General features: G+C 60.6%; 13 protein-coding genes. 6 read left to right on the plus strand and 7 right to left on the minus strand.

Features of this window, described 5'->3' with window-relative positions; translation table 11 throughout:
* Positions 1 to 245: 245 nt before the first annotated feature.
* The 4 genes from VGG64_04110 to VGG64_04125 all read right to left on the minus strand — a co-directional run bounded on the left by VGG64_04110 (position 246) and on the right by VGG64_04125 (position 4,004).
* Entirely contained in the window at positions 246 to 1,289 is a 1,044-nt protein-coding gene (locus tag VGG64_04110) for a dockerin type I domain-containing protein (protein HEY1598759.1), read from the minus strand.
* A gap of 114 nt (positions 1,290 to 1,403) precedes the next feature.
* Positions 1,404 to 2,234, minus strand: a complete 831-nt coding sequence (locus VGG64_04115) for a hypothetical protein (GenBank protein HEY1598760.1) — start codon at positions 2,232 to 2,234, stop codon at positions 1,404 to 1,406.
* 89 nt (positions 2,235 to 2,323) lie between these two features.
* Entirely contained in the window at positions 2,324 to 3,055 is a 732-nt protein-coding gene (locus VGG64_04120) for a DUF1559 domain-containing protein (protein HEY1598761.1), read from the minus strand.
* Between the two features lie 298 nt (positions 3,056 to 3,353).
* The gene (locus VGG64_04125) at positions 3,354 to 4,004 is read right to left on the minus strand and encodes a hypothetical protein (GenBank protein ID HEY1598762.1); all 651 of its coding nucleotides are present in this window, start codon (positions 4,002 to 4,004) and stop codon (positions 3,354 to 3,356) included.
* A 473-nt stretch (positions 4,005 to 4,477) separates the two neighbouring features.
* Between VGG64_04125 and VGG64_04130 the strand changes: the two genes are divergently transcribed.
* Together VGG64_04130 and mscL are read left to right on the plus strand one after the other, a co-directional pair.
* Positions 4,478 to 5,413, plus strand: coding sequence for a DUF1559 domain-containing protein (locus tag VGG64_04130; GenBank protein HEY1598763.1), 936 nt, complete (start codon positions 4,478 to 4,480; stop codon positions 5,411 to 5,413).
* Positions 5,414 to 5,467: 54 nt separating this feature from the next.
* Positions 5,468 to 5,932: a large conductance mechanosensitive channel protein MscL gene (mscL, locus tag VGG64_04135; protein HEY1598764.1), complete on the plus strand. Its 465-nt coding sequence runs from the start codon at positions 5,468 to 5,470 to the stop codon at positions 5,930 to 5,932.
* Positions 5,933 to 5,966: 34 nt separating this feature from the next.
* Here mscL and VGG64_04140 read toward each other — a convergent pair whose 3' ends face one another.
* Entirely contained in the window at positions 5,967 to 7,325 is a 1,359-nt protein-coding gene (locus tag VGG64_04140) for a nicotinate phosphoribosyltransferase (protein ID HEY1598765.1), read from the minus strand.
* A gap of 68 nt (positions 7,326 to 7,393) precedes the next feature.
* Positions 7,394 to 8,569 (minus strand): nickel pincer cofactor biosynthesis protein LarC, encoded by a 1,176-nt coding sequence (larC, locus tag VGG64_04145; protein HEY1598766.1) that lies wholly within the window; start codon positions 8,567 to 8,569, stop codon positions 7,394 to 7,396.
* A gap of 203 nt (positions 8,570 to 8,772) precedes the next feature.
* Between larC and VGG64_04150 the strand changes: the two genes are divergently transcribed.
* Both VGG64_04150 and VGG64_04155 read left to right on the plus strand, forming a co-directional pair.
* The gene (locus VGG64_04150; protein HEY1598767.1) at positions 8,773 to 9,684 is read left to right on the plus strand and encodes a hypothetical protein; all 912 of its coding nucleotides are present in this window, start codon (positions 8,773 to 8,775) and stop codon (positions 9,682 to 9,684) included.
* 222 nt (positions 9,685 to 9,906) lie between these two features.
* Complete coding sequence (locus tag VGG64_04155; GenBank protein ID HEY1598768.1) at positions 9,907 to 10,710, plus strand: DUF6454 family protein; 804 nt, start codon at positions 9,907 to 9,909, stop codon at positions 10,708 to 10,710.
* A gap of 63 nt (positions 10,711 to 10,773) precedes the next feature.
* Here the strand turns inward: VGG64_04155 and VGG64_04160 are convergent, their stop codons facing one another.
* Positions 10,774 to 11,721: an SMP-30/gluconolactonase/LRE family protein gene (locus VGG64_04160; GenBank protein ID HEY1598769.1), complete on the minus strand. Its 948-nt coding sequence runs from the start codon at positions 11,719 to 11,721 to the stop codon at positions 10,774 to 10,776.
* Between the two features lie 352 nt (positions 11,722 to 12,073).
* On the opposite strand from VGG64_04160, the gene VGG64_04165 reads away from it, so the two are divergent.
* Both VGG64_04165 and VGG64_04170 read left to right on the plus strand, forming a co-directional pair.
* A complete protein-coding gene (locus tag VGG64_04165) occupies positions 12,074 to 13,114 on the plus strand; it encodes a sugar ABC transporter substrate-binding protein (GenBank protein HEY1598770.1) in 1,041 nt (346 codons plus the stop codon).
* Positions 13,115 to 13,267: 153 nt separating this feature from the next.
* Positions 13,268 to 14,782, plus strand: a complete 1,515-nt coding sequence (locus VGG64_04170; GenBank protein HEY1598771.1) for a sugar ABC transporter ATP-binding protein — start codon at positions 13,268 to 13,270, stop codon at positions 14,780 to 14,782.
* Positions 14,783 to 14,809: the final 27 nt, after the last annotated feature.

Below are 14,809 nucleotides of genomic sequence, written 5' to 3' on the forward strand. Positions count from 1 at the left end.
AGGGCTGACCACGAAGTATGTTTTGCCGCTTTTGATCGAGCGCAGCGGAGCGTATGTCACGACCTTGTCCGAGGTATGCGCAACGAGGTAGCTGCCAGGCACCGTCGGCACGAAGCGCGTGGACCAGAATCCCTCGGCCGGCGCGTAGCCAAAGCATCAACGCGCGCGACAACACTTGAAACGTGTCATCGCTTGCCATACGGCAGTAATCCGCTAGGCCCGTCCAAAACGACCACATTTCCGCTTCAAGTGGAGTGGGTATCGCGAGTCGCGCATGTGAGGGGCCTAATCAGCTTTACGGCCCACAATAGAACGGCTCCAACCGCGAGATTTGCAAAACTGGCCGGTTCTGGGACAACGACGGCTTCGCCCGCTCCGACCGAGGCCCCCTCCCAATTCGACGCGATCGCGTTGATGTCCAGGCCATTGACGATTCCGTCACGATTGGCGTCCCCGGGCACTAAACCAATCGATCCGGTCTGCAGCCAATGGCTCGCCAGCAGATTGATGTCCAATCCGTTAACTATGCCGTCGAAATTCACATCAGCCATCGACGCCCTGTAAATCGCCAACGTCGCAGCGTCTTGCTGAGCAAGCGGCGCGTTGTCGCCGAAGTCACCAGTAGACGGATCTGAAATAGCAAAGACGTCCACCAAGGCCGGAGTAGTGAGTGTCAAACCACCGGCAAACTGAATAGTAAGGTTGTACGCAAAGCCATATTCGCCATTGGTCGGACCTGGTCCAATGTAGAGGTCTTTTTCCAATTCATGTGAATCGTAAAGCGAAACGCCAAATCCTGGGTAGTAGTCCGTCTTGCCGTTGATGTAGACATCGCCAAATGCCGCGCCGGGATGGGGATTTGTAACGGGTTGTGGATTGCCAGCCCAAGTATCCCACATGTCGATGTAGGTGCCCGTCGGGGCCAGTGACGCAACTGCGGGCAGTGAGTTGTTCGATAAGCCGCTAGAAAAATACAGTGGGGTGAGGACATTCACCGTCGCCGTGTACGGGGGCCAAGGTCCAGATGTTTGCGCAAAACCGTGAATGACCGAGTAGTAGGCGCCGCTGCTGTCCGAAAAGAGCGTGCCCCCAAATTGTTCCAGGAATAAATTGCTCGCACCCGCGACAGAATGGCCCTGGTCAAGGAACGCGTCCTGCGACGACACGTTAAACCCTGTGGGGTTACCATGCGCGTCATAGGTCAACGATAGTCCAAAGCCGTGTCCCGAGGCGCACGTGGCGTAGGCGACAATTGCCAATACGAAAAGAAGTCGGGTTATACATTGCATATCAAACCTCCAGCACTTTTTAGATTCACTTTCTAAGCCCACGCACGTTCCTGTGCGACAATCGTGCCGACCCGTTCGGCCCATTTGTCATGGGCCGAACGGTGACGGCTATGATCAGCGGCTTGACCGATTGGCCACGCGCGCCCTTAGTGGACGGATCCCCAAAAACGTCAGTGCGCCGATCGCAACTAGCACCGCTGTTGAGGGCTCTGGCACGCCAAGGGCAGCGTTATAGATGCCTTGCGTGGCAATATCCTGTTGGCCAATCGATGCAAAGGTAGCGAATCCGCCAGGATTGTCGGGGTCGGTTGTGATGTCCAATGCAAACACGTCGACCAACGGCCCACTCGTGACGGTCGCTCCCCCGGCGAAATGCACTGTCACCGTGAATGCGAATCCGTATTCGCCGTACGTCTGCGTCGAACCAGCGCCCAAATAGAGGTCCTTCTCCAGTTCGTGATGATCGTACAACGATACACCAAAGCCGGATTCGGACGACGTGCTGCCATTCACATAAACGTCGCCCACGGATGCTCCCGGGTGGTTGCCATCGGAATTACCAGCGAACAGATCGAAGATGTGCAACTGTGTACCAGCCGACGCGGGCACAGCCGGTCCCGTACCATCCGAGAAATACAACGGGCTGATAATGTTAAATGACGCGGACGTGTAAAACGGGAACGGCCCCGATGTCTGTGCAAATCCTTCGTCGGTGCCGTAACTGCCGTCGCCATTCGGTGTGCCGTCGAATTGATCAAGAAACAGGTTCCCAGGACCTGACGTAGGATTCACTGGGTCGTTATCCAGCACCGGCTGTGCCGATGCCACGATAAAGGCAGAGGGGCTGGCGTAAGAATCCACAGACAAGTCAAAACCGTGGCCCCACGCCGATACGGTCGTGGTTAGGATAGCAATCATTGCGATCCAAAATGCTTTCGAACACATAGGAAGTATCTCCAAAGTCGTTGAGTTTCAGAAAGTTGTCTATCGTTGCTTAGTAACTCGATCGAAGAACGCATTTTCGCGCGACGTAGCTATTGGAGGGGCCTGGCAAAATTCGTTCCGTTTGCAGCGTCGGTCTGCACCCACTGGTCGAACGTCACATACGGGACGGTCGTTGCATGGCCGTCTGCGTACATCATGTTCGAGCAATCGACGTGTTGCGTCGGATTGACTTCCGCCAGGATCGCGTCCCATACCCGGCCGCGCGCGATGGCCCCCGGCTGATACCAGTTGTCGGTATGCACGTGATCATCCTGAACACTGCGGCCGCTGCTCGCGCCCTCGAACATGACAACCAGACCATGAGTATCCTTGAGCTGATTGATGTTCGTTACGCTGCTTTTGACCTCCATAGGATCAGTGGGATCTGGCGCTACGAAATTATTGATGACGTAGCTGGTCCCGCGTAGGCCGCTAACGTTGGGATCGACCCTATCCTGCTCCATCGGATCATCGGGACAAAGTCTCACGTTGTCGACATTTTCGCAGTACGGTGCGAGCGTCACGATCCAGCCTTGACTCTGGCTGGTTTCGCTCTGCGCAGTGCTGGCGTCGCTTTCGTAGGTGCACGGAAAACTACCTCCGTGGTCGTTCACGTACATTTGCAATGCCAATCCCAACTGGTGGAGATTGTTCAGGCATTTCATGCGTCGAGATGTCTCGCGCGCATACTGTACTGCCGGCAGCAACAAGGCCACCAACACGCCGATAATTGCGAGAACGACCAGCAATTCAACGAGCGTAAAGCCTCGTCGATGGCTCATCGCTTTCTCCCTTTGCCATTGGACTTTCGAAAAAGAAACGCCAAATCGGCACCGCGCAATACGGCCGCGCGCAGGGGCTAACGGCCGCTCGGTAATAACGACGTCGACAGCGGCGTCTCACCACACACGAGTAAGCGAATCAACGCGCGCGACAACGCTTGAAACGTGTCGTCGCTTGCCATACGGCAATAGCCGGCAGAGCCCGATCCGCACGCGCCTGACAAAACCGTCGCAGCGAGTACGGACGCGACATACCGGTAGCGCAGTGGCGCTTGCCACTCGTGGCGCATGAGCGCCGCTAGGCACAAGGAGGACGCGTGGGAATATCCAACGCGATTGAAGACGCGCACAGGAGTGGCACTGCCAGCCAACCTGTCGGGCGCCAATCGAACCGATAGTTTACCGCCGCAACCGGCGGCAGCGCAGAAAACGTCAGGACGGACAAGGGACCCAGCCCGCGGCAATGGCCGACCATGCGGCCGATGACAACCACGAGCCGCCACCGCGGACGGGCGTCAGATTGCTTTTCCGCCGCGTGGCTCTCGTCGCAACTGGCACATGCGCCCGCGGGCGTGCTGCACGTTGTAGTGTGCGTGGTCGCCGCGGTACAGCAACTTTCGGCATGATCATGGTCATCGCCGTCGGCATGTTCGTGCTCGGCAGCCGCCAGCAATTCAGGCGGCGCTGCGACATCGTGTTCGATCGCCCAGGCCAAACGTTGTTTTGCCGTGAAGCAGCAACAGCCGCGGAAACATTCCTCGGCCGACATACATCCGCAAGGCCGATCCTGGCAGGGAAAGGGCGTGCTCTTATCCTTCGTCAATTGAGGTGGCACGCGCTGCACAAGGGGCAAGCCGGTATTGACGACGAGGAAGCCCAACAGCCCGACGACCACCGTGAGGCGGCCCGAGAAACGCCCCAGGCGACTGGTCAGGCGACAGCAGTGCATCGGACGACACTTCGGTAGGAAGGCATGGGCGGGACTTTGGTGGTCGAATGTAAGGTCCGCCCGGCGCCATGTCAAATAACGGCTGCCGACGACCTGAAAAGGTCCTAGTTCGGTACTCGCGTCGTCAATTTGGCCAAATCGGTGCGCCGTGGTGATCGCAGGGGGGGAACTTTGGAAGGATTGGACAGCGTCGCCGACGCCAAATAGGGATTTCAAACGCAATTTCGCCCGTGGCTGGTCGCCATCAGCTAGCAGCTATCCCGCTTCCTGGCCGGTTGTGTGGATCGAACAGGCCACGATAGCCGAAACCTAATTATGTCAAGCGCTCTGCCGGCGCGTCCGAGTGGACGGGCCGGCTGAATCGAAATCAAGCACATCTCGACAACGCGACGGCATACGGTTGTGCATCGGGCAACCGGCGCCTGTCTACAGCGCTTGCGACTTCTCGCGCTTTAGTCCAAGGAGGGACTCACATGACCAAATCGCGCCCCGGCATGACGCTCATCGAATTGATGGTCGTCATTGCCATAATGGGAATCCTCATTGGCATGCTCTTGCCAGCCGTACAAATGGCGCGCGAAAGCGCTCGCCGCGCCCAATGTCTGAACAATCTCAAACAGGTCGGCTTGGCGCTGCACATTTATCTCGACCGGCAACAGTCCCTTCCCCCCGGATACATCTCGCAGGTCCTGAAGAACCGTGACGATGGCGGCCCGGGCTGGGCTTGGGGATCGATGCTGTTGCCCGATGTGGAACAACAAGCGCTATCGGATCAGGTCGATTTCACGTCGGCGCTGGCCAGCGCCAACGTTTGCAACATCTCGTTGGCGACGTTCGTTTGTCCGTCGGATTCGGCCTTTGAACCGACCATCGACATTCCTAGCCTGGCCGACAACAGCGTGATTTGCACGATGGCGGCGTCGAGCTACGTAGCCTGCGTGGGCACGGTGCGCCCGACTTGCCGCGTGTGTCGCGACGCGTTCGACGGCGTGTTCGGCCGCAATCGTGCCATCAAGGCGGCCGATATCTGCGATGGCCTCTCGAACACGATCGCCATTGGCGAACGGGCCTTCAAATGGTCGACTCCCGCACTGTGGGGCGTCGTACCGGGCTCGGAATTGATCGACCGTCTGATCGATGGCCGCTTGGCTGCGGGCCCCGGCTACGTGCTGGGCACGACGTTCAAGGACGGTTTCAACCTGGAAGAGATCGTCGACGACCCTCGCGAAGATCACACGCTGGCCGAGATCTTCGGCAGTATGCATCCGGGCGGCGCGAATTTCTCTTTCTGCGATGGCGGGGTCCGTTTCATCAAGGACTCGATCGATCCGGCCACGATGAACGCCTTGTCGACCCGCTGCGGCGAACCGCAGGGGGGCGAGACGATTCACTCCAATCCCTTTGAATGATCCAACCTCGACACCGCGACGACGGTCGCGACTGAGTTCGCCAGGATACCGGATATGGCCATCCCATTGCTGAAAGAGTTCCGCGACTTTGCCATGCGGGGCAATGTCGTGGACATGGCGGTAGGCATCATCATTGGCGGGGCATTTGGCAAAATCGTCTCGTCACTGGTCAATGACATCGTGATGCCGCCCTTCGGCCTCCTGCTGAACAACATCCCGTTCAGGGATATGTGCATCAACCTGCAGAATTGGCATCTCATCTCGGCGGGCGAAGCGATTGAGGACCCCAAGGCGCCCATTCCAACAATTAACCTCGGTGCGTTCTTCAACACGGTCATCGACTTTGTGATCGTGGCATTCGCGATCTTCATGGTGATCCGCTGGATGAATCGGCTACTGCCCGCACCGGTCAGCTCGGCTCCGGCCCCGAAAAAGAATTGCCCTTATTGCCAGTCGAGCATTCCGCTGGTGGCGACGCGTTGCCCGCAATGCACGTCCGAGTTACCGGCGGGCGCGTAATCTATGGGTAGCTGCGTACCGGCCGGTGTTCGCACTACGGTCGCGGCTCGCGCAGTTTTGACGCCAGCGCATCGGCCTCGGCGGCCAGGGCTCGCACGGCGTGCGAAACCTGCACGTCGTATGGCGCAACCGGCTCTAGCGATCGAAGCTGTGTGGGCAGCCGATCCAGTTGTCGTGCGCAGCGCTCCCGCAGGCTCGAAAGTGGTTCATGAGGTGCGAGACGCTTTCCCGCTTTCATCACGGGCACAAGAAGTGGATCGCCTGCCTGTCGCTCCTCTTCAAGACCGATCACATCTCGCAACAATCGCCCGTCTTGATCGGTCTGCCGGAAGACCTGCTTGCGTCCAGGCCAGGTCGCTTTTCCTTCCGCCAGCTTGCGCGTCGGGCGGCCCGCATACTCGGCCAACTTGTAGACGCAGTCCAGGTAGGGGGCATCCGCCGACACGTCGAGCGACGTGCCGACGCCAAATCCTGCGATCGGCGCGCCCGTCGCAACCAGCTTCGCCACCTCGTATTCGTCGAGTCCGCCGCTGGCAAAGATCGATACATGTCGCAATCCGCCGTCGTCGAGGATCCGACGGACCTTGCGCGCATGTGCCGCCAGATCGCCACTATCGATGCGCACGCTGCGGACCGAGATTCCTTCGCGGGAAAGGGTCTTGGCGACGCGCACTGTCGCGCGGGCCCCCTCCGCGGTGTCGTAGGTGTCCAGCAGGAAGACGACGTTATTGGGACACGCCCTGGCGAACTCCAAAAAGGCCGTCCCGTCGTCCCCCATAGCTTGAACCAGCGAATGGGCCATCGTGCCGAATAGCAGAATCCCGAAAGCCTGGCCGGCCGCCACCGTGGCCGTGCCGGCAAACCCGGTCAGGTATGCCGCCCGGGCGGCCAACAACCCCGCCTCGGCGCCGTGCGCGCGGCGGAATCCGAAGTCGACAAGCTGTCTGTCCGGCGCGGCCAATACGGTGCGCGCGGCTTTCGAGGCGATCATCGTTTGATATTGCACAAGGTTTATCAACCGCGATTCGACCAACTGCGCCTCGGGCAGCGGCGCGGTGACACGCAGAATCGGCTCCCCTGCGAAAAATACCGTCCCCTCGGGCATGGCCTCTACGTCGCCTGTGAATCGCCACTCGGCCAACCGCCCCACGAAGTCGACCGCAAAATGTCCGCAGCCGTTGAGCCAGTCGAGTTCATCGGGCGAGAACCGCGCCGCCTCCAGGTAGTCCAGCGCCTGTTCCAAGCCGGCCGCGATTAGAAAATTTCGGCTCTTCGGCAATCGGCGGACGAAGAAGTCGAATACTGCCACATCGCGCAACCCCGCGCGATCGTAACATTGCAGCATGGTGAGCTGATAAAGGTCCGTCAGCAGCAAGTTGGATTCCAATGGCATAAGTACGACCAATCGCTGACGCGGTCGGTCAAAGGCTTCCCCACCGCGCGGGCGAATTATTCAGCAAACTATTGAGCGGTGCCGGCGTCGAAGGCCCTTTGCGCCGCTTCGTAAACTGCCTTCAGTGGCACGCCTTTTTCCGTTGCCACGCGCTGGCATGCTTCAAATTCCGGCGCGAAGCTGGGCGGCTGCCCTTCGATCCAGCCGAGCTTACCTTCGACCGGCCCCCATTCGGTCGTCACCGTGTGTTGACGTCGTTCGAGCTTGTGGCGACTGACCGGCCAACGGCGGACTCCCAACGTGCCCGTTTCGCGAAACAGAATTCGCTCGATCTTGTCGATCTGTTCTGGAGGGCAGAGTACCGAGAGCATCACGCCCGGCCGGTTCTTTTTCATTTGGATCGACGTGGTGTAGACGTCCAGGGCGCCCGCCTCCCACAAGCGCGTGGTGCAATAGCCGATCACCTCGCCGCTGGTATCATCGAGATTCGTTTCCAGAACCCAGATCTGGTCGCTGGTAACAACGTTCGAGGCTTCGCCGACGAATAGCCGCAATAAATTGGCCTGCTCCTTCAGATCGCGCTGACCGGCGCCGTAGCCCACCCGTTCGACGGTCATGGCCGGCAGCGGACCGAACGTGTCGACCATGGTTGCCACGATGGCCGCACCGGTCGGCGTCGTCAACTCGCAAGCGACGTGCGATTCGGCGATGGGAATCCCGGCCAGCAATTCGGCCGTGGCCGGCGCGGGAATGCTCACTCGGCCGTGTGCGATTTCGATCGTGCCCTGCCCGGTGGGAACTGGCGAAGCATGGATGCGGTCGACGCCCAATAGATCCCAGGCCACGGCCGCGCCCACGATATCGGCAATTGAATCGACAGCGCCGACTTCGTGAAAATGAACCTTGCGGATCGTGGTGCCATGCACCTTGGCCTCGGCTTCACCCAACCGCGTGAAGATGCGCTTGGCCAGAGCCTTTTGCCGGTCGGTAAGACCACTGGCATCGATCATGTCGGTGATGTGATGCAAATGGCGATGGGCATGTTCCGGCTGGTGTTCGACCGTGACTTGCGTGGCGCGGAAGCCATTCTTCTTCACCTCGGTGGCCACCAGCCGGCAGCCGGCGATTCCCAAAGATTCAACCGCCGCATTCAGCGCGGCCAGGTCAACACCGGCATCCACAAGTGCCCCCAAGGTCATGTCCCCGCTGATACCGCTCAGACAATCGAGATATGCAATTCTCAATGTTTCTCTCGTTCCTTAGTTGGATGTTTTTGCCGACGGGCGGCTGGCAGCCGGAGGGTCTGGGACCCACGGCTGAGATTGACGCAGATTGCCCAGACCGCTAAAGTCCCAACCCGCTTGTGGATTCATCTGGCACCTGACTAGCCAGGGCGAGCCACGAGATGGGGCCATACCAAGCATTGACTGGCTTCAGGATACCTCGCTTGCGTCCTGCTCTCAAAGGCTCTCCGAAAAACACGCTGACCCCGCGTCCCGGCAGCCTGCCGTCGCGGATGCGGGTGCTGTACGTCACAACGTATCAACGCACCGGCGGATGGCTAGCCGAAGCGTTGGCCGCTGACAGCGCCTCTGAGGTCGTGCTGGAAGAAGCCGTCGGATTTGCCGCAGGATTGTCTCGCCTGCGTGACGACGTCTTCGATGCCGTGCTGATCGGCCATGAGCCAGACGAGTTGGACGCAACGGCCCTTGTCGACGCACTGCGGACGGCCGGATCGGAAGAACCTGTCATCGTGCTCGGCCAGCAGGACGAGGCCGAAATGACTGCCCTCTGCCTCGAAGCTCACGCCGATGCCTATCTGTGTGTCCGCTCTAGCACCACGCGGACTTTGATCTGGGTCGTGGCCCGCGCGATCGAACACCACTTTTTGCTGCGCGAAAATCGACGGCTGCAACAGGCAGACCGGCACCGATTGGAAATGGAGCGCGGCGAAGCGGATCGATTGCTGACCGAACAACAGGGGCTTCTTCGCGAACTGGACCTGCTCTCTGGCCCACGACAAGAGGGCACCGAGGGCCAGCCCGCCGAATCGATGTCCCGGCCGCCACTGCCCGAGCAACTCGAAGCGCACTATCGCGAGCTGTTGAGGGCCTATGTGATGATGGGCTCGGGGAACCTTGCAACCGAGATGCACGCCCTGGCCCAATGGCTGGCCACGGCGGGCATCTCTGCGGCCCAAACGCTCGAGCTGCATTTGCACGTGCTGCAGGGGGTCCTCAAGGGGCTGGGCACACGCAGCGCCCGACACATCATGAACCGCGCCGATCTACTGGCGCTCGAAGTGGGCGTGCATCTCTGCGAAGCCTATCGGCAACACGCGACGTCCGCCGCGCCGTAATCGCCCGCTACGGGGGCGAACCTCTGCAATGCCAGGTGCTGTGAGGCCGATTGCAAAGTAGGCGGGTGCCTGGGGTCGGTGCACTCGCCGCCTCCAGAATGTGCGAAAAACTAGGGGCTCGCTTCGCTCGCCCCGAGCCACCCAGAAGGGCACCGCGAATCTCCAGGAGCTATGATGGTCGCTGTCCACCATGTCGACTCCCGTCCACGCAGTGAGGATTCTATGCTGGCCGCCGCGCGCACGTTGTTCGTTGTTTGCCTAGTGACGTCGCCGGCCGCGATCGTCGTAGCGCAGCCTGCCGCAGTGCCGATCAAAATCGGAGTCATCGACTCTCAACACATCGACCACCCGACGCACCATGTGCAGGGGCTGGCCGCTACGGCCAAGAACTATTGGATCACGAGCGTTGATCGGCTGGCTAAGCGAGGCCATGTCTATCGCGTCGATCGTGCGAGCGGAAAAGTCACGACCGAGCGCGAGCTGACTCTCGGCACACAGTATCATCCCGGCGGCATTACTTTAGCCGCCGACGCGCTGTGGGCCCCGGTGGCCGAATATCGCCCGCGCTCGACCAGCACGATTCTGAAGCTCGACCCGATGTCGCTCGCCACAAAAGCGTCATTCACGATCGACGACCATATCGGCTGCCTGGCCGTCGTCGACGACGGCGAAATCCTAGCCGCGAATTGGGATGCGCGCACGTTTCACCGTTTGGGGACTGACGGCAAGAAGCTCGGCGAGCTTGCCAATCCGCGCCCGGCAAAATATCAGGATCTGAAAACGCTCGACGGGCGTATAGTGGCCAGCGGCACCGAGCTGGTCGACGGCCAGCAGCTACCGGTCATCGATCGTTTGCACCCGAAGACACTGGCCCTCGTGTCGCGTTGGCAGCCTACTGGCACGTTGCGCACAGGCGGCAACAACTTCTGCCGCGAAGGCTGTGCGATCTACGATGGCCAGTTGCTGCTGATGCCCGAGGACGGGCCGCAAACGACGATCTATCGCTTTGCCATACCGACTGATTAACTCTCGGTGCGGGTTGGCGCCGCCAACAGACCGCCGCACGAGTGCGTTGTAGTCGACCGCCAGTCACTTCTTCGCCGGCAGGATTACCAGTCCCTTCACTCCCAAATCGAGACTGAAAAGGCCGCCACCACCACTTTCGGCCCCTAGGCCGCCGGTCACATAGAGCTGTTCCATTCTCGGCCCACCGAATGCCACGTTGCTGGTCGTTACATTGCCGCCCGGATAGCGAGCCAATAGTTTTCCCTCGGGGCTGAGGACTTGCACTTCGCGCATGCCGTAATGCGCCACGTACAGATTGCCGGCCGCATCGAGACACATGCCGTCGGGCTGGTTGTCGATCTGCCCCTTGGCTTCGTCCTTCGTCGGCAGGTCGGCCAGCACGCGGCGGTTGGTCAGCGTGCCCGGCCCGGTCACATCATACACGTGGACGCGGTTCTTCTGGCTTTCTCCCAAATAGAGGTGCTTACCGTCTGCCGTTAGCGCGATGCCGTTGGGGAATGCCAATCCGCTGTCGCAAAGATGAGTCTTTCCCTGCGCATCGACATAGTGGACCGTGCCGATCGGCTTCTCCAAACCCGAATCGCCGGGATCGCTGAAGTAGAAACCGCCATTGGGGGTGTCGAGCGTCAGGTCATTCGGCCCGCGCAATGCTATGCCATCGCATGCCGTCGAGGCTGGGTCGAGCAACTTGCCATCGGCCGAGAGGTGCAGCACGGCATGCCGGCTCGCGTCGCACACCAGGTGCGTGTCGTCGGCCAGCACCTTGTGACCGTTGGGCGCGCCAGTCACTGCCCAAGTGCGCTTGCGTCCGTCGGGCGAGAATTGGACGATCTTGTCACCTTCGCTGATATAGCCCTGTCCGGCATGATCGAAGACGACCCCTTCACAGTAATGGGGCACTTCCAGCAGCTTCACGGCCTCGGCGTGTTTGGGCAGGTCGGCGGCAACCGCCACAGGCGGCAACAGAGAGAGGGCGATCCATACGTAAAAGGCATGGCCAGGGCGTGGCATGGTGACGAACTCCGATCTCGGAAGTGGTACTGTGTGCGTGCGGAGAAAAGACCCGCGGTCGCGGGCGATGTGCATAGCGTAGGCCCGTTGCGATCGGGCCGCAACCCGATGGATGCTGCGCCCCCAACCTGCATTTGCTTGCCGGCGCGCGGGTGCTTAGATTAAACCAAGCTTGTTTAGGGTCGCCACGCGCGACGGCCTTTCCTCACGGCGCGGGGAAGGACAGGGGGGGACACACATTGATCGTTGAGGGTACGGCGCTATCGTTGCGCCAAGCCCTCAAGCGACGCTCGATCGCAGGCCCCAGCGTCGTGCCGACCATAATTTCATTGCATCGCAAGGAGAGTCCCAGGTGGGTTATTCCGAAACCGCAGCGTCCTCCCGGCGTGGGTTCTTGCAGGCTGCCGCCGGCGCCGGGCTGACAGCCTTGGTTGCAGGCTGTGCCCCGCAGGGAAGGGCCGCCGGTGACGGCAATCGCAAACCACTCCGCGCCGCGATGGGCAACGCCGGACTGCAAAGCACCTGGTGCAAGCTCGGCAAAGATACCGCCGAGTTGTGGGGTGACCTATTGGGCGTCGAGATCGTCTGGTTCGATGGCGAGTTTGATCCGCAAAAGCAACGCAACAAGCTCGACCTGATTGTCGACGGCGACTGGGATTTTTGCTGCTTTCAGGCCGTGCAGATCGATTCGCTCGAAGAGCCCGTTCGGCAATTGAAAAAACGGGGGATACCTGTGATCTCGATGGACACGATGCTGGTGGCCAAGGAGCGTATGCGCGATGTCGGAGTGTGGTGCGAGGTGACTCCGAATCAGGTCTTCATGGGCGAGAGCAGCACGCGGTATCTAATGCAGAAGATAGGCGGCCGCGGCAAGGTGATCCATATTGGCGGGCTCAGCGCGCACTCGGGCGCACTGGGTCGCCGCGAAGGATTCGAGAACGTGCTGGCGCAATACCCAGACGTGCAAGTGCTGGGGGGCGGTGTGCGTTGGTGCGATTGGGAAAAGCAGATGGCGCGCGACACGTTCGAGTCGCTACTGGACCAAAGCCAGGAACCGATCGCCGGCGCGTTCTTCCACAGCGACGATATGGCCCTTGCCTGCCTGCCGGCGCTCGAAGGCACCCCGCATGCCAAAATGGTGGTCACGGCCGTCGACGGCCAGAAAGAAGGGCTAGCCGCGATCCGCGAAGGGAAGCTGGCCGCCACGACGGTCAACCCTGTCTGCTTGATCCATATGACGGCCTTGTCGCTCGGTCAGTTCATCGTCCGCAATGACGAGCAGGTCGACAACGTGCCGCTCGAGATCGTCACGCCGGGACCGCTCGTCTCGCGCGAGTCAGGCAATCTCGAAGCGATGCTCTATCTGGCCGATCCTCGGCACTGCCTGGTTTGAGTGCCCTCGGTGAGAAGTACAGGCGAATCGTTGGTTGTGGGAAATGGATCGAGGCGCTGATCGCTGACAACCGAGCGTCTATTCGGAGATGATTCCCCGCCGCCGCACTTTTGACAGTTCATCGCCCTTCACTGCCCGCCTGATCATCTCCGCATGTCGACCACCGCCCCTCATGCCGAATCACCGCTACTCGCTTGTCGCGGTATTGGCAAGCGGTTCGCGGGGGAGGTGGCGCTGGCTGATGTCGACTTCACGCTCAAGGCGGGCGAGGTTCACGGCCTGGTCGGGAGCAATGGTGCCGGCAAAAGCACGCTCATGAAAATCTTGGCAGGCGCGCTACCCGATCATGCCGGCACAGTCGAACTCGACGGACGTACAGTCGACCTCACCAGTCCCCAGTCGGCACTCCGGCACGGCATCGCCATGGTGTACCAAGAGCTATCAGGCGTGGCGCAGATTTCAGTCGCCGAGAACCTGTTCCTGGGCCGGCAGCCGACGACCCGCTTTGGGCGAATCGATTGGAGCGCAATGCGCCGCCAAGCCCGGCAGCAGTTGGCCGAGCTAAAGATCGAAGTCGACGTCGAACGGCGATTGGGTTCTTACCCGCTGGTGGTGCGTCAGATGGTGGAAATCGCCCGAGGATTGCACTCGGGTGCCAGGGTGCTCATCCTCGACGAGCCCACGAGCGCGCTCAGCCCGCCGGAAACGCGCCGCCTGTTCGAGCTGATCCGGCAATTGCGCGAGCGGGGCGTTGCGATAGTCTTCATCAGCCACTTTATCGAAGACGTGTTGGAAATCTGCGATCGCGTGACAATCCTGCGTTCTGGACGGGTCGTCGAGACGCGTCCCACGCAAGAGTTGAACAAGCACACGGTCATCCACGCCATGCTGGGGCATCGCCTCGATTCCCGCGAGGTAGGGTACGAGGAAGGAGTAGTATTGCCGCCGCGAAACGCGACGCCGCCGATGCTCATCGCCGAAGGGTTGGCACTCGCGCACGCGTTCTCACCGATCGATCTGGCTGTCTCGCCCGGCGAGTGCCTGGGACTCTACGGGTTCGTGGGGTCAGGCGTTCAGGAACTCGTACATTGTCTGGCCAGCGCGCGACGCGCCACGTCTGGGCGAGTTCTTGTCGGGGGCCAGCCGCTTGTGCAGGGAGATACTCACGGCGCGGTGCGGCGCGGGGTCGCTCTGGTCGGTGCGGACCGGGGGCAGACGCTAGTACAGGATGCCGAGATCTATAAAAACGTCACACTGGCGCATCTAAAACGCGTGGCCGGCGGATGGCTCACTCGGCGTAAAGAAGTATCGATCGCCGAGCCAGTGCTTGCTCGGGTCGGTTGTCGTCCTTTGTCACCGACATTGCGGGCGCGCAACTTATCGGGAGGCAATCAACAGAAAGTCGTGCTGGCTAAATGGCTATTAGCGCCCGTACGCGTGCTATTGCTCGACGAGCCGACGCGCGGGATGGACGTAGGTGCGAAGGAAGAAATCATGCAACTCGTAGCCCAACAGAAGCAAGCTGGCGCAGCGGTGGTGCTGGCCTCGAGTGAGCCGGAAGCCGTGCTGGCCCACGCCGACCGCATCGTCGTAATGAGTCGCGGGCAAGTGACGCAGGAATTCGCCGGAACCCGAGTCGACAAACAGACACTTATGCGCTTCGCCTGAGTTTGTCGGGTCGTCGACGTGAGCGGA

Source organism: Pirellulales bacterium (genome assembly GCA_036490175.1).
Classification (GTDB): Bacteria; Planctomycetota; Planctomycetia; order Pirellulales; family JACPPG01; genus JACPPG01.